Origin of the sequence: Gracilimonas sp. (genome assembly GCF_040218225.1) — a bacterium.
In the GTDB taxonomy this organism is placed as follows: domain Bacteria; phylum Bacteroidota; class Rhodothermia; order Balneolales; family Balneolaceae; genus Gracilimonas.
In genome coordinates this window covers 1-17,141 of record NZ_JAVJQO010000003.1, presented here as the reverse complement: position 1 = coordinate 17,141, position 17,141 = coordinate 1, and the positions used below count along the sequence as shown (strand labels likewise).

The following is a 17,141-nucleotide window of genomic DNA, read 5'->3' as shown; positions in this document are numbered from 1 at the left end:
AAGATGATTATTTATGCCAAATGTTTGGGTATCGTAATAACCTAAGATTCTGGTTTTAGGAAAACCTTGTATGCCAATACATTCAGCCCAATTACTAGAACTTTGACCAGAGACAGTAATTGATTCGGCAGTTAAGTTAGAAATCCTCAGACTAATGCCAAACACACAAATACAGATTTTTGATACAACTCTCCGGGATGGCGAACAAGTACCGGGGTGCAGATTAAATACCCAGGAAAAAATTGAAATCGCCAGGGAATTGGAACGTCTTGGAGTAGACGTAATGGAAGTCGGTTTTCCGGTTTCCAGCCCAGGAGATTTTAAGTCCGTAAAACAGATTTCTGCAATCATCAAAAATTCAACGGTGTGCGCTCTCACTCGCGCCGTTCAAAACGACATCGAAGTAGCAGCTGAAGCTGTTCAAAATGCTAATCGTCCTCGTATTCACACAGGAATTGGAACATCTGACAGTCATGTCTTTAATAAACTCAGAACTACCCGTGAGAAAGTAATTGAACGGGGAGTGGAAGCCGTAAAGCTTTCGAAGAAGTATGTGGAAGATGTAGAATTTTATGCTGAAGACGCCGGGCGTACAGATAATGAATATCTCGCAAAAGTAATCGAAGCAGTGATCAAGGCTGGAGCAACGGTAGTAAATATTCCGGATACAACAGGCTACTGCCTGCCTTCGGAGTATGGTGAAAAGATCAAATACCTGAAAGAAAACGTGAAGGGAATTGATAAAGCCATTATCTCCACGCACTGCCATAACGATTTAGGCCTGGCCACAGCAAATTCAATTTCCGGAATACAAAATGGAGCTCAGCAAATCGAATGTACCATCAATGGAATTGGTGAGCGGGCCGGAAATGCATCATTGGAAGAAGTGGTGATGATTATGCGTAAGCATCATGACTTGAATTTTGATACCAACATCAATACCAAGTATCTCTGTGAAGTCAGTGCGCTGGTTTCAGCTAAAATGAATATGCCGGTTCAGGCCAATAAAGCCATTGTTGGATCGAATGCTTTTGCACATTCATCAGGTATTCACCAGGATGGAGTGATTAAATCGCGGGAAACTTATGAAATTATAGACCCTGAAGAAGTTGGCGCACTGGAGTCATCTATTGTGCTTACTGCCCGGAGTGGTCGTGCTGCATTGCACTACAGGGCACAGAAACTGGGATTTGAGTTTAGTAAAGAAGAATTGGATCGTTATTACAAGGAATTTCTGAATCTTGCTGATCAGCAAAAGGTGATTCAGGATCAGGACTTGGTTCAATTGTTTTCAGTTGCTGCAACAGGCTAAAGAACATCGAACATTCAACAAGGAACGTTGAATGCTGAAGTGTTTGGTTACGACGCAGAGCGTTCGGAATCAGGTTCAGGCAGATACATAATTGAAATAATGAGGTCGTATCCAACTCAAACTCTTGCCAAAGAGTTTCCCCTCCCGGGAGGGGATAAAGGGGAGGGTCAATGTTTGTAATGTTTATTCGCTCTGCGTCGGAGCGAACATTATTTATTTAGCAAAGAAATTGGAGTTACTAATAGTATTGAAGAAGTATAAATCAGTTTATGCCAAAAACGTTATTTGATAAAGTTTGGGATCATCATGTAGTTGCGCAGGTAGAGGGTGGTTTAGAAGTTTTATATATCGACCGGCATTTTATCCATGAGGTTACCAGCCCACAAGCTTTTAGTGGTATCCGAAACCGTGGAATAGATATTCACCGAACCGATAAGATTGTTGCAACGGCAGATCACAATGTGCCTACCAAAAATCAGCATCTTCCTATTAAAGATGCGCTTTCCAAATTACAGGTGGATGCTCTTCAGCAGAACTGTGAAGATTTCGGGATTGAGCTTTATGGATTAGGACATCCCTATCAGGGTATTGTGCATGTAATTGGTCCGGAGCTGGGAATAACCAAGCCGGGCATGACCATCGTTTGTGGTGATAGCCATACGTCAACTCATGGGGCATTTGGTGCTATTGCATTTGGAATAGGGACTTCTCAGGTAGAACAGGTAATGGCTACTCAATGCCTGCTTGTAGAGCGTCCTAAAACTATGCGCATTACTATAGATGGAGAACTGGGGGACGGGATTTATGCCAAAGACATCATCCTGTATATCATTTCGAAATTGGGAACCGGCGGAGGAACCGGCCATTTTGTAGAATATGCGGGAACAGCCATCTGGGGACTTTCTATGGAAGCTCGCATGACCATCTGCAACATGAGTATAGAAATGGGTGCACGTGGCGGGATGATTGCTCCGGATGAAACGACTTTTGAATATGTGAAAGGCCGTGAATTTGCCCCACAAGGAGAACGATTTGAGAAAGCTGTAGATCATTGGAAAACACTTTTTTCAGACGATGAAGCTATTTTTGATACAGAATACAATTTCCGGGCTGAAGACATTGAACCGATGATTACCTATGGGACCAATCCCGGGGCAGGCATCAAGATTACCGGAACGGTTCCAAAACCAGAAGAAGTCGCAAACCCGGAGGGATTGCAAAAGTCGCTTGAATATATGGGGCTGGAACCCGGTCAAAGACTTCAGGGAAAGAAAATCGATCACGTATTTATAGGAAGCTGTACCAATAGCCGCATTGAAGACCTTCGGATTGTAGCGAACTATGTGAAAGGCAAAAAGAAAGCCGATCATGTTAATGCGATGATTGTACCGGGCTCAAGACAGGTTCAAGAGCAGGCACAGAAAGAAGGAATTGACAAGATATTAGCCGAGGCTGGTTTTGAATTACGACAGTCGGGATGTTCAGCATGTCTTGGAATGAACGAGGATAAAATTCCAAAAGGCGAATATTGTGTTTCTACATCGAACCGAAATTTTGAGGGGCGGCAGGGGCCCGGTGCCCGAACTATGCTGGTGAGTCCTCTTACCGCAGCTGCCATAGCTATCGAAGGAAAAGTGGTAGATCCGCGGGAATTTGAACTTGAAAAAGTAGCAGTGTAAATCAATGGAAAAATTTAAAATACTAAAAACACCAGCTGTGCCTCTGCCTGCAGAAGATGTAGATACGGACCAAATTATACCTGCTCGTTTTTTAAAGGCTACTTCACGGGAAGGATTTGGGGAAAATTTATTCAGGGACTGGAGGTATGATTCAGAAGGCAATCCTAAAGAAGATTTTGTGCTGAATGATGAAAGATATTCCGGAGAAATACTGGTGGCCGGTCGTAATTTTGGGTGTGGATCAAGCCGCGAACATGCCGCCTGGGCTTTGTATGATTATGGATTCAGGGCAGTTGTCTCAAGTTTTTTTGCAGATATCTTTAAGGGAAATGCACTGAATAATGGGCTTCTTCCGGTTCAGGTTAGTGACGGGTTTTTGAAAAAGATGCTGGCCGACATCAAAAAAAAGCCATCAACACCTGTTAAAATAGATTTGAAAGATCAGCGGATTTCCCTGGAAGACGGAAGCAGTGAGACATTTGAAATCAACTCGTTTAAGAAAATGTGCCTGCTGAAGGGATACGATGATATCGACTTTCTACTCAGCCAAAAAGACAAAATTAAAGCATTTGAACAACAACACGTGGAGTTTTAGGGAATGAAAAAAAGAATAGCCGTATTGCCCGGAGATGGAATTGGGCCGGAAGTTACCAAACAGGCAAAGAAAGTACTTGGAGTCATTGCCGATCGGTTTGGACATGACTTTGAATATAAAAAGGGATTAGTTGGCGCTATCGCTATTGAAGAAACCGGCGATCCCTTGCCAAAAGAAACGCTGGAAACCTGCCTGGAAGCTGATGCCATCCTTTTTGGCGCTATTGGTGATCCCAAGTATGATAATAATCCGAATGCAAAGGTTCGGCCAGAGCAGGGATTGTTGCGGCTGCGAAAAGAGCTTGGACTGTATGCAAATATTCGTCCCGTTAAAACCTATGATTCACTGGTTGATCGTTCACCACTGAAAAGAATACATGTGGAAGGAACCGACCTGGTGATTTATCGGGAGCTGGCAGGAGGAATCTATTTTGGAGATAAAGGCCGAAGTGAGGATGGCGAATCGGCTTATGACCATTGTACCTATTCTGTAAAAGAGATTGAGCAAATCGCGAAATTAGCCTTTGAAGCTGCTCAAAGTCGTCGTAAAAAGTTGACGCTGATTGATAAGGCAAATGTATTGGAAACCTCCCGCCTGTGGCGACAAACCGTACAGGTGATTGCTCAAAATTACCCGGATGTAGAAGTTGAATATCTGTTCGTAGATAATGCGGCCATGCAAATCATTTTGCGCCCCAATCAGTTTGATGTGATTCTGACGGAAAACATGTTCGGGGATATTATTTCAGATGAAAGCAGTGTCATAACCGGTTCTATTGGCTTATTACCGTCTGCTTCGATTGGAGAGAAGACTTCGTTGTTTGAGCCGATTCATGGAAGTTATCCTCAGGCAGCCGGTAAAGATATCGCCAATCCAATAGCAACCATTTTATCAGTAGCGATGATGCTGGAGCATTTTGGTCTCTACGAAGAAGCTGAGCTAATTAATACCAATATCGACTTTATGATCCGTAAAGGACTGGTGACTCAGGATCTGCATTCCCGAAACTTTATTTCATGTTCAAAAGTTGGAGATGCACTAAGCCTGTTACTCGACCAAAATATTTCGGACGTACGTTTCGAGAATATGTTTGAAGGAAAGCTGCCTGTGATCTGATTATAGTCAGTTTGATATAAAGATAACCGTTTCATACGTTAAGAGGTCATTTTACGGCGAATGCCCGAAATCTAATTGTTTTCCAGGAATCAACAGCTGATTTTAGGACTCTATTTAGATTCCCGCCTTCGCGGGAATGACCACAATCGCTATTTTTGAGTCTGTTATACTCATTTCTTATTTCGAACTAACGTTAATTAATTATTGTCAGGATTCAGATCTTCCCGGGTTTCTCTGAGCCTGTTAACCAGTTCTTCGATTTGTGCCGGTGGTTGTCTGTATTCAAAAGTTACTTTTTTTACAAAACCGGGACTTTGAATCTCAATCCACTCGGCTCCACCATCGGCACAATCAGGGCAACCTATTACTTTTGGCAGTGCACTAATTGCATTTTGATCAACAAGAGCCGTTAGGTCATTCCATTCCTCAGATGTAACGGCACGCTTGTTTACCACTTTTAAATCGGTTTGTCCACCTTCACTTTTTGTTTCCCGAACTCTGAGAACAGCCTGAGACTCATTTAGTGAAACTTCCTGATAGCAGGGCCCAATACACATTCCAAAAGAAGACCCGGACTTGATGGTATATTCTGACTCAATGATATTTCCTTGATTGCATCCGGTGAAAATCATCACCATAGCAAAAAGAATGGTTGTAAGGAAGTTCTTCATAATAGCTCGTTATTAATCTTGAATGTAAAGGTTGTTCTGTAATTCTCTAAGCTTGGTAACCAAATCTTTAACAGAATTAGGTTCATTAAGATACTCAAAAGTCACTTTTTTGTGCAATCCAGGACTTTGTATCTCGATCCATTCTGCTCCACCATCAGCACAATCAGGACAGCCAATGGCTTCTGGTAATGCCTGGATAATATCAGTATCAACAAGACTGTTAATTTGTTCGAAGTCCTGAACCGTGAGGCCTTTCTCAGCTCTTACTTCAAGTTCGGTTTGTTTTCCCTGCTGATATTCCTGAACTCTGAGTGTGGCCTGATACTTTGTGATGGAGGTTTCTCTGTAACAATCTCCCATACATTCACCGAAGGAGGTGCCATATCTTATAACGTAATCAGATTCGAGGATATCGTTTTGCGAGCAGCCGGCAAATAACAGGCATGAAACGCTGAGTAAAATAAAGGTCAGGTTTTTCATAGTGAGGGTGTTTAAGAAAGTAACCTATAAGAGACAGTAGTTATTATTCAAAGAATTCAAATCCATCTATGATATCCAAATATACTCCGTCAAAACCAGCGTCTATAATTTGTTGCAGATAAGAGTCTTCATTCCCATATATGATGGATTTCCATTCAGGATGCCAGTACATTACCTTGTAATTTCCTTCCCAGTTTGGGTTTTCCTGTACCAGCCACTCCGGGTTGCCAGTGTACCATTCATCTTGCCAGTAGTAGCGATAATCTTCCGCTTCTCCGATGCTCATGTAGCTGATGACCATCCGCTTGCCCCCATTTTCTTTTTGCCGTAGCTGTTCTACCTCTTGTGGGGTAAACATACGGCTTCCATAAAAAGCATCCATTACAATGAGGTCATAGTTGGTGCTCTGGACGGAATTTATGAAGTCAGCTCTGGACTCAAATTCAGACATATTCAGCAGGTATAAAAAGTTCTTTGCTTCTGATAGTCTTGAAATCTGTTCATCATTAACACCAGGTAAAGCAATAGGGCGGGAGGGAATTTTCGTTAAATCCCGTTCAGGAGCGGCAAAGGACAGATAGCCCAATGAATTATTTTGGTTGTACGAATTATTTACCTTAAATGAAGTGGAACAATAATCGGTAACCAGAATGGTCTTACCAGCTTGTTTGCCCATGTTCAATAATTTAAGCAACTGATTGGTTTCAGTAGCGGGGGTAGGCTGATCGTCTTTGCTATAGCCGAAAAAGAGACTTTCCTGGGCGAGTCCATCCACGGCATTGAGGTAATCATTGGCAGGATTTCCATTTCTTAATATCAATGGATGTCCGTTTTGAGGGATGACGGAAAAATCAGGGTTTTGATCTTTGGCGAACTCAGAAATTTCCTGAACAAAAATGCGCATCTCTTCACGATAATCAATACTGTCATCATTGAAATCTACACCACAAGAAAATAAGGTGGCGATAATTAAAAACAGGAATAGAAATTTTGTTCGCATTGGTTTGTATTTTGAAGTAAAACAGAGATAAACGTATAAGGCGAAAGTTGCAGGATTATTTTCACAAAGCAGAATTAAATTTAAAAAAATTTTGGGGATTTGATGGATTCCGGCCCGGTCAGGATGAAGTAGTCAAGTCTGTTTTTGAGGGGAAAGACACGCTTGTTCTTTTTCCAACGGGTGGAGGGAAGTCGCTCTGTTACCAGGTGCCTGCTACTGTTTTTGAAGGCATGACGCTGGTCATTTCCCCACTGGTGGCATTGATGCAGGATCAGGTGCAGCAGTTAAAATCTAAAGGAGTATCTGCTACCTTTATCAACAGCACCATTCCTTCGTATGAAGTAGAGCAACGCCTGGTGAATGCCCGAAATGGAATGTACAAATTGCTTTACTGTGCACCGGAACGGTTAAAAACTTCACTCTGGGAAGCGGAAATGCCGAACCTGAATATTGACCTTGTGGCTATTGATGAGGCGCATTGCATTAGTGAATGGGGGCATGACTTTCGCCCGAGTTACCGGGATATCAGGGAATCATTGGCCGTTATTGAAGATCAAACCCGATGGGTTGCCCTTACGGCTACAGCTACTCCGGAAGTTCAAAAGGATATCGTCGGTTCGCTGGGTTTTGAGCAGCCAAATGTAATATCCCGCGGTTTTTCACGCCCGAATTTGAAATGGTGGGTAGTGAAAGCTCCCAATAAAAAACAGAAGCTGGAAGAATCGGTAAAGAAAGGAGCTCAAAAAGGAGATGGCCTGATTTATGGGGGGACCCGGAAAAACTGTGAACAGCTGGCTGAGCGATTTTCCAGAATAGGGATTAAAGCCGAGGCTTATCATGCAGGAATTGAATCTGAAGAGCGGAAAGCTATCCAACAGCGGTGGATTACAGGAGAAACACCACTCGTAGCTGCGACCAATGCCTTTGGAATGGGAATCGACAAACCAAATTGCCGATATGTGATTCACGAAGAAATGCCTTATTCACTGGAAGCATATTATCAGGAAGCCGGTCGTGCAGGCAGGGATGGGGAAGAAAGTTTTCCGATTTTGCTGTACAGAGAATCGGATTATCATAAAGCTGATGACCGTATTGATCAGGGCTATCCTAAACTTGATGAACTGGATCATGTTTACCAGGTGTTGTGCGATAGTTTTCACCTTGCCGTTGGGTCTGAAATGGAAGAATCCATGCCTTTTGATATTGAACAAATTAAAAAACGGGGGAAACTTAAATACGGGAAAGCAAGAGCGGCTATGCGGCTTCTGGATCAGTTTGATATTATTGCTATGCAGGAAGAGGTGAAGCCGGCTGTTAGCCTGCAGTTTACGCTTAGTCAAAACGCTATGAAAACATTCCGTGAGAAATGTAAGAATGATGAAAAGGCTGAATTCACGGATAAGCTGGAGCGCATGTTTGGAACATTGGCGTTTAATGAAATGGTGCAGCTGGATGAAGAGTATGTGCTTGAGAAGTTAGGAATTCGAAGGAATGTATTAGTCAAAGCTTTAAATGTGCTGATGCAAAATGATCAGGTATTGGTTTTCGAAATGCATAAACAACGAAACCTGGTAAAAGTTCTGGAGGCCCGTTCCCGTAAGTTACCTCTCACAAAAAAAGAGGTTGAGTCGCACCGTAATAATTTGTTCCGGAAACTAGAGCATATGCATGGATTTATTCTAACAGAAAATTGCCGGGAAGTATATCTGCGAAACTATTTTGGTGATACCGATGCTGAGCCTTGCGGTCATTGTGATAATTGTCTGAAGAATGGATCTGTTCAGGAGGTAAAGCCAACCGATGAGGAAATCGCCGCAGTCTACACAGAACTAAAAAATGAAGAGCAGAATATTCATCAACTTTGCAGTTCAACCAAACAGTCTAATCAAAAGGTTCAACAAGCTGTTCAGTTTTTGATCAGGGAAGGAAAAGTGACTACAGTACCATCTAAACCGGGATATTATTGTAAAATATAAGAGGATGGATTTTAGGAGAACCCATCCTCTGAAATCTATTTCTCAGTTGAATCCCTTCTGGCTGCTTTTACGGAATCGATGTGAGCCTGAATGTATTGCTCTTCATTTTCAAGTTGACGAATGGCTTCATTAACCCGTTTTATTTGTCGATCTACCTGCTTTTGATAGTATTCATGAGTGGCTAAAAACTGTTCTTCGGTAATGTTAAACTTATTGTATATCAAAGATTTTAAAGAATCGGCATTCACATCTTCTATTCGGGCATCCCGATAAGTCGAGATGTGCTGCATCTCAATCAAGAGATCGATGTAGTTTTGTTCATCGATAAGGTTGTCGGGTTTGGGAGTTTCCTCAGGGCCCAGACAACCAAATACAGTTACTACTAAAAAAAGAAAGCAAGCAGCTTGTTTAAAAGGAGTTTTCATTCCTTAATTGGTAGGATCTTTAGGGTTAAGAGGGCGCATGGTGATTTCATTAATCAGGAAGTTATCATCTGTTTCGAGCAGGAACTTCACAGTACTTGAAATATCGGTGGTTTTCATCATGTTGGGATGATTCTCTATACCATCAATTTTATCAAACAGGTCGGTGTTTATAGAGCCCGGGAAAACGCAGGTAACTTTGATGCTATCATAACGAAGTTCTTTAAATAAAGCCTCACTAAATCCACGTACCCCAAACTTACTGGCGTTATATCCTGAAATGGTTGGGTTTCCTAATAATCCGGCAATAGAAGAAATATTGATAATATGGCAGGTATTTTCATTGTTTTTCATCAGCGGGACGATCAGGCGTGTGAGGTAAAAAATCCCATTCAGGTTAACATTGATCATGGTATGCCACTCATCCATGGAAAGGTCATCCACGTTGGCAGAATACATCACTCCGGCATTGTTGATCAGTATATCCGGCAGGTGATTCAAATTAAAAGTATCATTCACCCATTCTTCAAGGTCATCAGGATTTGTGATATCCATTTTAACCGGGTGAAATTTATCACCCAAAGATTTTTGAAGCTTATTCAGTTTATCAACTCTGCGCGCAAGTCCATACACTTCGGTTCCGTTTTCAATCAGCATTTTGCAAAACTCTGCTCCAATACCGCTGCTGGCTCCGGTTACGATGGCGACTTTAGAATCAAGATTCATGGTAAAAGTGGTATTTTGTTTACATTCAATTGTTAAAAGTACTACAAAAAGATGAGCAAAATCGATTCCAATTCATCAAAAAAAGCTCTGTATCTGGATGCCGGAAATTCATCTATTAAAGGTGCATACAAAAACGGAGTGAACTGGGAAGCCATTCATGCCAGGAAGAACTACACCGCATCCGAGCTTGTGCACTGGATTGATGAGCATCCTGAGTCTTTTTCACATATAGTATTGGCGAGCGTACGGAAGGACGTACAGGATGCAATACGCAAAGAATTGAGTCATGTCAAACTGGTTGAGCTAAGTACAGACGACATTCCCCGTGAATTACTTGATTATCAGACTACCGAAACCCTGGGAATAGATCGGTTTTTAGCATGCTACGGAGCTACCAATCAAACGAATGGTTCGGTGGTAGTGATTGATGCTGGTACCGCGTTGACTATTGATTTCATGGATCAGGAGAGTGTATATCATGGGGGATTGATTGCTCCGGGATTATCTTCATTCACTGAAATTTTGCCGCAAAAAGCTCCTGCATTGCCGGGTGTAGAGATAGAAATTCCTGAAATCTGGCCCGGAAAAAGTACGGTTGATTCATTGAAATGGGGGCAGGCAGGATTTTATCAGATGGCCATTGAAGGGATTCTTCAAAAATATGAAGAGGAATTCGGTCCTTTCGAATTGTTTATAACCGGAGGAGATGCTCAATCAATCAGGCAACTGATAAGCGGGGAATCCAAAGTCAGGCCATTTCTCGTGTTTGATGGAATGAAGTTATTGGAACGCCGAAAAAGGAACATCGAATAACGAATGTAGAACTATTTACCCATTCATCTTGCCACTGATAAGTGCAGAAACCATTTCGAGGGCTACTTTATTTTTTCCGCCACGCGGGATAATAATATCTGCATATCGCTTGCTGGGCTCCACGAACTCAAGGTGCATGGGGCGCACGAACTTTTCATACTGTGTTAGCACCCCGTCTACAGAACGGCCCCTTTCCTGAATATCTCTTTTGAGCCGGCGCAGAAGACGGACATCGTCATCAGTATCCACGAAAATTTTCACATCCATCAGGTTTAACAGATCAGGCTCAGAAAAAATCAGGATACCATCAATGAGAATGACTTTTGAGGGTGTAGCCGTGATGGTTTCATCTTTTCGGGTGTGCTTCTCGAAATCATAAACCGGAACTTCTACGGGATAACCTTCCATCAGTGCTTTTATATGCCGGATCATGAGCTCGGTTTCGAGGGAAGCCGGGTGGTCAAAATTCTGTTTTACACGTTCTTCAAAAGGAAGGTGATCCAGTTCCCGGTAGTAGGAGTCGTGCTCAAGCCGCAGGATGTTATCTTTGGCAAATTCCTTGCAGATATAATTGATAACCGTGGTTTTGCCCGAGCCGCTTCCTCCGGCAACTCCAATAACTAATGGCTTGGAAGACATGCTTATTTTTGGTTAGAAGATGAAGTAGTATTGTACGCCTGTTTTTGGTCGTATTCGGCTTTGTAATCGCGTATGGCTCTAAACATAGCCGAAGCCATTATACTTTGGCCGTAATCGCTGGTAAGAAACCGTTGTTCGGCCGGATTGGTGATAAACCCAAGCTCAACCAAAACGGCGGGCATGGATGCTTCAAAAAGCACTTGGAACCCAGCTTGTTTCACACCCCGTGATTTTCGCTGCGCCCGGTTTTTGAACTGATCTTCAATCATGTAGGCTATTTTTTCACTTGTGGCAATGTAGCCGCTGTGTGCCAATTCATAAACAAGCAAATCTTCTTCAGTAAGTTCTTTATCTGTTTCATTTTTGAATACACTGTTCTCACGTTTCATAACCTCGAAAGAGGCATCACTTTTATGCAGTCCGAGAAAATAAACTTCAGCTCCCCGTACATATTGATTTCTATATGAATTACAATGGATGGATACATATAAATCTGCTTCTGCAAGATTCGCAAAGTGACCCAACTCAGCCAAGCCAAGATATGAGTCATCGGTACGGGTGTACACCACTTCTACATCCGGGAGGTGTTCATTAATATATGCGCCCAGTTTTTTAGCAACTGCAAGAGTAATTTCTTTTTCCTTGACTCCTTTATAACCAATAGAACCAGGATCCCATCCGCCGTGTCCGGGATCGATGACAATTTTATCAAAGCGTAGTTTATCTTTTACATCGTAGTAAAAATCATTTCTTGGCGCAGTGTCAGGAGGTAATACTTCAAGTGCGCTTTCATCTACAATTTCCTCGTACCAGTTACGGGCCAGAAATTGCTGGGAGTATCGCTCAACCTCACGCTGATCTGCCACTTCGAGGTTTACTAAAATATCTTTCCCGTTTTGATCGAGGTAAGCTTTGGACTTATAATGGGCATCATCCGAAAGATAAATGTCTACTCCATATCCATAGTTGAGCTTATAGAGGCGAACTTCCTTTAATTTTTCACTTTGTTCAGGCAGCTGAAGTCCGGTGGTATCCATTTCTTCGTCGTATAAAACCATCTGAATGAGATCGGGAGCTGGCTGAAGAATGTCAAAAGAATCAACCGGTGCGGTAAGGTGATATCGAACTACATATCCCAAGCCATCGCTGCGAGCAGTGTTCGAAACCCTGTGAAGCTGCGTCTGGGCAAAGCTGCTGGCGAAAGAAAAAAGAAATAAAAACAACAATGGTAGCGCTCTGTAAATATGAGATATGCGCATATTGAAGCCGGAGTTATGATTTCGGTAAGTCATTTGCCTTTGTAGATGATGCATTTAATGTAAGATATTCTCTAAACCATTGAAAGAGTTCTGAAAAAAGGATAAAGTGGAGAAATATTGTTTTAATGATACTTTCGGCCAACAGAATTAATAATTTGTTGTTTATTTAAAAGAGTGCAGTTTCAGAAGCACTAAGAAATCGATTTTATATACATGCAATCCGATTATTCCAGGGAAAAAATTTTAAATCAGCTCCAGCATACATGGCTTTCTAAAGTGAAGGACTTGATGAAGAACAGGCTGAATATGGAAGTCGAGCAGCTGGAAGCTTTACTCAAAGAGTCTCAGTCAGGGGTCAAAGCTGAACAAACAGCAAAATCACTTAAGGATTTTGCAGAGAAAATACGGACCGAACTTCCAGCTGATACAGAGGATGAAAAAGCTGAAAACCAAAAAAATGAAAGAATAGAGTGGCTGGAAGATTTACGGCCTGTTATTTCGGACATTGAAGCCCATGTTATTTTACCCCAGGAAGAGAACCGATTTCAGTCACAGCCTGACGATACTGGTTTAATGAAAGGAAGGAAGATTATAAAACGGTCTTCCAGAGGAGTCCAGCGGGGACTGAATACTGTAGCAAATGGTGTGAGAAAGATTTTTGGAAGATCAGCACAATCGGCACACGTCTGGAAACAAAAAATTCCACTCCAGTATATTGTCAGAACTCATCTTCTGAAGCTTGACCGGTGGAGCCGTGAGTGGAAACATGATATTCAGAAATTGAAAGCCGAAGTATTGATGGAAGCAGATGCATGGACGCTGCATTCCAGTGGACTAATCACTTTTGATGAACTTCCTGCAGGGGAGGGCGAAGAAGCTGTAACCGCAGAGCCAGCTGAAATCACTCCTAATCAGCATGACATAGAGGTGTTTTTTGAGGAAACCCTGAAACGAGTGGCGGATATAAAATCCACTCAAACCAGGAAACTTGACGAATTTCTAAAAACGATAAAGGATGAGATTGAACGTGCGATTTCTCTGACAGGTACCGTCGAACGTTCAGAAAGTGAGTATACCAAAACGAAAATTATTCACAGGCAAAATAGCATTCAAACCCGAAGACAGAATGATCGAAAAACGTGGGATGAACTTCTGAGTGTGCTGGTAAATCGTGTGTTTCTATCCATGAGTTTCATAAACCTGAACGAAATGGTTGAGGACCGAACGGGAGGATTTGGTGATTCAATCGATGAGTTTTTTGCAGATCAGATCGAATCTCCTTCTGTTGAGCTGATGAAACAGCTGGAAGAAGCGATCTCGATTTTTGATGATTCCGAAAACCGCTCTTTGAAACAGGTGCGGGAGCTTAGCAGCGATCATCGGGAAAAGATGAATGAATTTATAGATCAGCAGATGCTCAAGTCTATTCGGGAGGCTACCGAAGATGTGACTTTGAGTACAAAGCTTGACCGGTTTACTTCTGCGATTCCCGAATGGACGAAAGAACAACCTGAGAAGGCAATCCTCATCGAAAAGCTGGATTTGACTCAGCTTCCTCCGGTATATGAGTTTGAGCAGGTTGAATGGCAGAGTTTGGTTCAACGGGTAATCAGTAATAACCTGGCCAAAGAATTCATGCCAAAAGAGATTAAGCCCGAACAGTTTCTGATGGAGACTCTCGTGGATATTCAGGAAATCTCTGAGATTATTTACACCAACCTTGAAATTGCAGATGAGGTCAAAAAATCGGATGAAGAAGAACCCATTCAGGTAGCCCGGGAGGGCTTGGAGCGTGCCAAAACCAAACTGGAAGAGCTACAGGGCAATGTTCGGGAAAAACGAGAGTCGCTGGAAGAAAAACTGGATGAAAAACGTAAGGCAGCTTTTGTAAAGCTGGCTATGCTGCTCGAAAAACAAGATGTGAATGAAGTCCGTCTTGCCGGCGCCGAATATAAAGCTAAACAGGCAGCTGTTGACTGGAAAACCAAGCTCCAGGTGTGGTGGGCCAGAATTTCTGAAAAAGCGGAGTTGTTTGGCCGTTTCATCTGGAAAAAGATCAAACACTATGTTGAGGTAATACGCAAGTTTCTGGGTTTTGCAGAAAAAGAAAAGCTGGAAGGGGATAAAACAGATCTCGCTACTTTTCTTTCTGAAACAGATGAACAAATCGCCAGCCTTCCATTTATTTACCGAAGACTTTTTGATTTTAATAAGGAAGTAGAAGAGCGTTTCTATATTCGCAAGCCGGAACAATTTGATAGATTCAAAAAAGGATATGAGCTTTGGCAGAATAATTTCCCTTCCACCTTTGCCATTGTGGGTGAAAAAGGAAGTGGAAAAAGCTTGTTTGTTACTTTGCTGATGGAAGAAGTGCTGACCAAACACGATGTTATCGAAATTAATTTTGAGGACACGATCTGGACTCCCAAAGAAATTACAGATCGAATTGCTGGCGCTTTAAAGATAGATGAGCCGGAGAATACCGAAGCTCTTATCGCGGCTATAAAAAGAAAGAAAAAACGTGTTGTTATTATTCTGGAGAATATTCAAAACTGCTATATCCGCAATATTTCAGGTTTTGAAGCCATTGAGGAATTGCTACTATTGATCTCAGAAACCAACAAGGAAATAATGTGGATAGCCAGCAGCACGAGATATGGATGGTTGTTCCTGGATAAGGTGCTGAATATTGCAGATTACTTTACACATGCTGCAGAAACAGATAACCTGAGCGCTCAACAAATTGAGGAAATGATCCTGAGGAGACATCGTGCAAGTGGATACCAGCTCATATTTTTGCCGGATGATGCCACTAAAAAAAGCCGAAATTTCCGAAAGCTCATGGACGACGAGGAGAAGACTCAAGAGTATTTGAAAGACCGATACTTTGAAAAGCTGGCGAAACTAAGTGAAGGAAATGCTTCAATCGCTATGATTTTCTGGATACGATCGATTCGGGAATATGACGATACCCACTTTTATATCAATCCGTTCGACTTCACTGCCATTAGCCGTATCGATGAACTTGATAGTTCTGAATTGTTTGCCCTGGCGGCTTTTGTATTACACGACTCACTGATGCCTGAACATCTTTCAAAAGTGTTACATCAACCTTTCAGAGATAGCAAGTTGCTGGTGTCGCGGTTAACATCCCGCTCTATTCTATTTAAAACCGAGCATGGATATATGCTGAATCATCTGATTTACCGGCAGGTAGTACGGATTTTGAAAGAGGCAAATTACATACATTGAGATATGAGAATGCATAAAAACATATTGATGCCTTTGGTTCTGTTGACGCTCAACATAAGCTGGGCAGGAAGTTTATTTGGCCAGAACTCCACTGCTGCCGATACTTCTGCTGTTCAGGATACCACGATAACACAAAAAGTAGATTCGCTTGTTAATGATCGGTTAGCCCGTCTTGATTCTCTCACTAAAAAATTGGAGCAACAGTTCGGGTTTTCAGGAGATTCCACCTCTGTATCAGGGGATGCTGAACAGGCCTTAGCTCAGCTTGAACAGGTTATATCATGGCCAAAAATCATAATGATTATCCTGTTTTTTATAGCCACCTATTATGTGACATCATTCATTAGTACCATTTTGGGTAACTTTTCTGAACGGATATCCAAATACCGGCTCCGGATAAAGCGGATGGTTCCCATAATTCGGGTGGTGCTATGGACCCTGGCTATTTACGTGGCGATCGCCGGAATTATTCAGCCACCCTATGCTACCATCATCACGGTGATGGCTTCAGTAGGTATTGCTGTTGGGCTTGCTTCACAGGATGTGCTTAAAAATTTATTTGGCGGGGTGATGCTGATTCTGGACCGACCATTTCAGGTAGGGGATAAAATACAGTTTGCCGATCATTATGGGGAAGTGCAGCAAATTGGGTTGCGTTCAAGCCGCATTGTGACGCCGGGAGATTCCGTAGTCACGATTCCTAATGGAGAGCTTATCAGGACGGCTGTATCCAATGCCAATACCGGCGCTTTAGACTGTCTGGTGGTTACAAATATCTTTTTGCCTGCAGAATGCCCGGTTGAGGAGGTGAAGGAAGTAGCTTATAAAGCCGTGATTGCTTCCCGCTTTGTATTCCTGAAAAAACCGATCAGTATTATGACAGAGAATGAGATGCACGAACGGCGGTTTGTTATTAAGCTGAAAGTAAAAGCATATGTACTCGATATCCGTTATGAGTTTCCATTTCAGAGCGATGTTACTGAGTTAATCTTGACTGAACTGAAAAAGCGGGACATCATACGAGATGAGACTTTACATCAGGAAATTACAGGGGATTAACTCACAGTCATCGCGGGCATAGACCCGCGATCTCCTTGATTGACATCCCAAGTTGGAACAGGAGATCCCGTATCTCCGCTACGCTTCGTACGGGATGACGGGGTGGGTTGAATGGTGTAGAATACTACGCCAGAAATGAATC

At 42.4% G+C, this 17,141-nt stretch carries 15 protein-coding genes; 8 read left to right on the top strand and 7 right to left on the bottom strand.

Features of this window, described 5'->3' with window-relative positions:
• The first annotated feature begins 154 nt into the window (after positions 1 to 154).
• The 4 genes from RIB15_RS02510 to leuB all read left to right on the top strand — a co-directional run bounded on the left by RIB15_RS02510 (position 155) and on the right by leuB (position 4,702).
• The gene (locus RIB15_RS02510) at positions 155 to 1,312 is read left to right on the top strand and encodes a 2-isopropylmalate synthase (RefSeq protein WP_350200577.1); all 1,158 of its coding nucleotides are present in this window, start codon (positions 155 to 157) and stop codon (positions 1,310 to 1,312) included.
• Between the two features lie 269 nt (positions 1,313 to 1,581).
• Positions 1,582 to 2,991 carry a 3-isopropylmalate dehydratase large subunit gene (leuC, locus tag RIB15_RS02505; protein ID WP_350200576.1) on the top strand — a complete coding sequence of 470 codons (1,410 nt, stop codon included), beginning with the start codon at positions 1,582 to 1,584 and terminating at the stop codon, positions 2,989 to 2,991.
• A 4-nt stretch (positions 2,992 to 2,995) separates the two neighbouring features.
• On the top strand, positions 2,996 to 3,586 hold the full coding sequence (gene leuD / locus RIB15_RS02500) for a 3-isopropylmalate dehydratase small subunit (protein WP_350200575.1): 591 nt from the start codon (positions 2,996 to 2,998) through the stop codon (positions 3,584 to 3,586).
• 3 nt (positions 3,587 to 3,589) lie between these two features.
• The gene (gene leuB / locus RIB15_RS02495; protein WP_350200574.1) at positions 3,590 to 4,702 is read left to right on the top strand and encodes a 3-isopropylmalate dehydrogenase; all 1,113 of its coding nucleotides are present in this window, start codon (positions 3,590 to 3,592) and stop codon (positions 4,700 to 4,702) included.
• A 197-nt stretch (positions 4,703 to 4,899) separates the two neighbouring features.
• On the opposite strand, the gene RIB15_RS02490 is transcribed toward leuB, so the two are convergent.
• The 3 genes from RIB15_RS02490 to RIB15_RS02480 are packed head-to-tail and all read right to left on the bottom strand — an operon-like array spanning position 4,900 to position 6,853.
• Entirely contained in the window at positions 4,900 to 5,373 is a 474-nt protein-coding gene (locus RIB15_RS02490) for a hypothetical protein (RefSeq protein WP_350200573.1), read from the bottom strand.
• Positions 5,374 to 5,385: 12 nt separating this feature from the next.
• Positions 5,386 to 5,853, bottom strand: a complete 468-nt coding sequence (locus RIB15_RS02485; RefSeq protein ID WP_350200572.1) for a hypothetical protein — start codon at positions 5,851 to 5,853, stop codon at positions 5,386 to 5,388.
• Between the two features lie 43 nt (positions 5,854 to 5,896).
• On the bottom strand, positions 5,897 to 6,853 hold the full coding sequence (locus RIB15_RS02480) for an endo alpha-1,4 polygalactosaminidase (RefSeq protein ID WP_350200571.1): 957 nt from the start codon (positions 6,851 to 6,853) through the stop codon (positions 5,897 to 5,899).
• A gap of 47 nt (positions 6,854 to 6,900) precedes the next feature.
• Here RIB15_RS02480 and RIB15_RS02475 point away from each other — a divergent pair, with 47 nt between their 5' ends.
• Positions 6,901 to 8,829, top strand: a complete 1,929-nt coding sequence (locus tag RIB15_RS02475; RefSeq protein ID WP_350200570.1) for a RecQ family ATP-dependent DNA helicase — start codon at positions 6,901 to 6,903, stop codon at positions 8,827 to 8,829.
• A 35-nt stretch (positions 8,830 to 8,864) separates the two neighbouring features.
• On the opposite strand, the gene RIB15_RS02470 is transcribed toward RIB15_RS02475, so the two are convergent.
• Positions 8,865 to 9,254: a DUF4296 domain-containing protein gene (locus tag RIB15_RS02470; RefSeq protein WP_350200569.1), complete on the bottom strand. Its 390-nt coding sequence runs from the start codon at positions 9,252 to 9,254 to the stop codon at positions 8,865 to 8,867.
• 3 nt (positions 9,255 to 9,257) lie between these two features.
• Complete coding sequence (locus RIB15_RS02465; RefSeq protein ID WP_350200568.1) at positions 9,258 to 9,977, bottom strand: SDR family oxidoreductase; 720 nt, start codon at positions 9,975 to 9,977, stop codon at positions 9,258 to 9,260.
• Positions 9,978 to 10,028: 51 nt separating this feature from the next.
• On the opposite strand from RIB15_RS02465, the gene RIB15_RS02460 reads away from it, so the two are divergent.
• Positions 10,029 to 10,790: a type III pantothenate kinase gene (locus RIB15_RS02460; protein WP_350200567.1), complete on the top strand. Its 762-nt coding sequence runs from the start codon at positions 10,029 to 10,031 to the stop codon at positions 10,788 to 10,790.
• Between the two features lie 15 nt (positions 10,791 to 10,805).
• On the opposite strand, the gene udk is transcribed toward RIB15_RS02460, so the two are convergent.
• Both udk and RIB15_RS02450 read right to left on the bottom strand, forming a co-directional pair.
• The gene (gene udk, locus RIB15_RS02455; protein ID WP_350200566.1) at positions 10,806 to 11,429 is read right to left on the bottom strand and encodes a uridine kinase; all 624 of its coding nucleotides are present in this window, start codon (positions 11,427 to 11,429) and stop codon (positions 10,806 to 10,808) included.
• 2 nt (positions 11,430 to 11,431) lie between these two features.
• On the bottom strand, positions 11,432 to 12,721 hold the full coding sequence (locus RIB15_RS02450; protein ID WP_350200565.1) for an N-acetylmuramoyl-L-alanine amidase family protein: 1,290 nt from the start codon (positions 12,719 to 12,721) through the stop codon (positions 11,432 to 11,434).
• Positions 12,722 to 12,901: 180 nt separating this feature from the next.
• Here RIB15_RS02450 and RIB15_RS02445 point away from each other — a divergent pair, with 180 nt between their 5' ends.
• Entirely contained in the window at positions 12,902 to 15,940 is a 3,039-nt protein-coding gene (locus RIB15_RS02445; RefSeq protein ID WP_350200564.1) for an AAA family ATPase, read from the top strand.
• Between the two features lie 3 nt (positions 15,941 to 15,943).
• Entirely contained in the window at positions 15,944 to 16,999 is a 1,056-nt protein-coding gene (locus RIB15_RS02440; RefSeq protein ID WP_350200563.1) for a mechanosensitive ion channel family protein, read from the top strand.
• The last annotated feature ends 142 nt before the right edge of the window (positions 17,000 to 17,141 follow it).

Bases quoted from the DNA above. Each gene is read 5' to 3' on its own strand.
- RIB15_RS02510 (WP_350200577.1), top strand. From the start codon at position 155: ATGCCAAACACACAAATACAGATTTTTGATACAACTCTCCGGGATGGC.
- RIB15_RS02465 (WP_350200568.1), bottom strand. From the start codon at position 9,977: ATGAATCTTGATTCTAAAGTCGCCATCGTAACCGGAGCCAGCAGCGGT.
- leuB (WP_350200574.1), top strand. From the start codon at position 3,590: ATGAAAAAAAGAATAGCCGTATTGCCCGGAGATGGAATTGGGCCGGAA.
- RIB15_RS02470 (WP_350200569.1), bottom strand. From the start codon at position 9,254: ATGAAAACTCCTTTTAAACAAGCTGCTTGCTTTCTTTTTTTAGTAGTA.
- udk (WP_350200566.1), bottom strand. From the start codon at position 11,429: ATGTCTTCCAAGCCATTAGTTATTGGAGTTGCCGGAGGAAGCGGCTCG.
- RIB15_RS02460 (WP_350200567.1), top strand. From the start codon at position 10,029: ATGAGCAAAATCGATTCCAATTCATCAAAAAAAGCTCTGTATCTGGAT.
- RIB15_RS02445 (WP_350200564.1), top strand. From the start codon at position 12,902: ATGCAATCCGATTATTCCAGGGAAAAAATTTTAAATCAGCTCCAGCAT.
- RIB15_RS02480 (WP_350200571.1), bottom strand. From the start codon at position 6,853: ATGCGAACAAAATTTCTATTCCTGTTTTTAATTATCGCCACCTTATTT.
- RIB15_RS02450 (WP_350200565.1), bottom strand. From the start codon at position 12,721: ATGACTTACCGAAATCATAACTCCGGCTTCAATATGCGCATATCTCAT.
- RIB15_RS02485 (WP_350200572.1), bottom strand. From the start codon at position 5,853: ATGAAAAACCTGACCTTTATTTTACTCAGCGTTTCATGCCTGTTATTT.
- RIB15_RS02440 (WP_350200563.1), top strand. From the start codon at position 15,944: ATGAGAATGCATAAAAACATATTGATGCCTTTGGTTCTGTTGACGCTC.
- leuC (WP_350200576.1), top strand. From the start codon at position 1,582: ATGCCAAAAACGTTATTTGATAAAGTTTGGGATCATCATGTAGTTGCG.
- leuD (WP_350200575.1), top strand. From the start codon at position 2,996: ATGGAAAAATTTAAAATACTAAAAACACCAGCTGTGCCTCTGCCTGCA.
- RIB15_RS02490 (WP_350200573.1), bottom strand. From the start codon at position 5,373: ATGAAGAACTTCCTTACAACCATTCTTTTTGCTATGGTGATGATTTTC.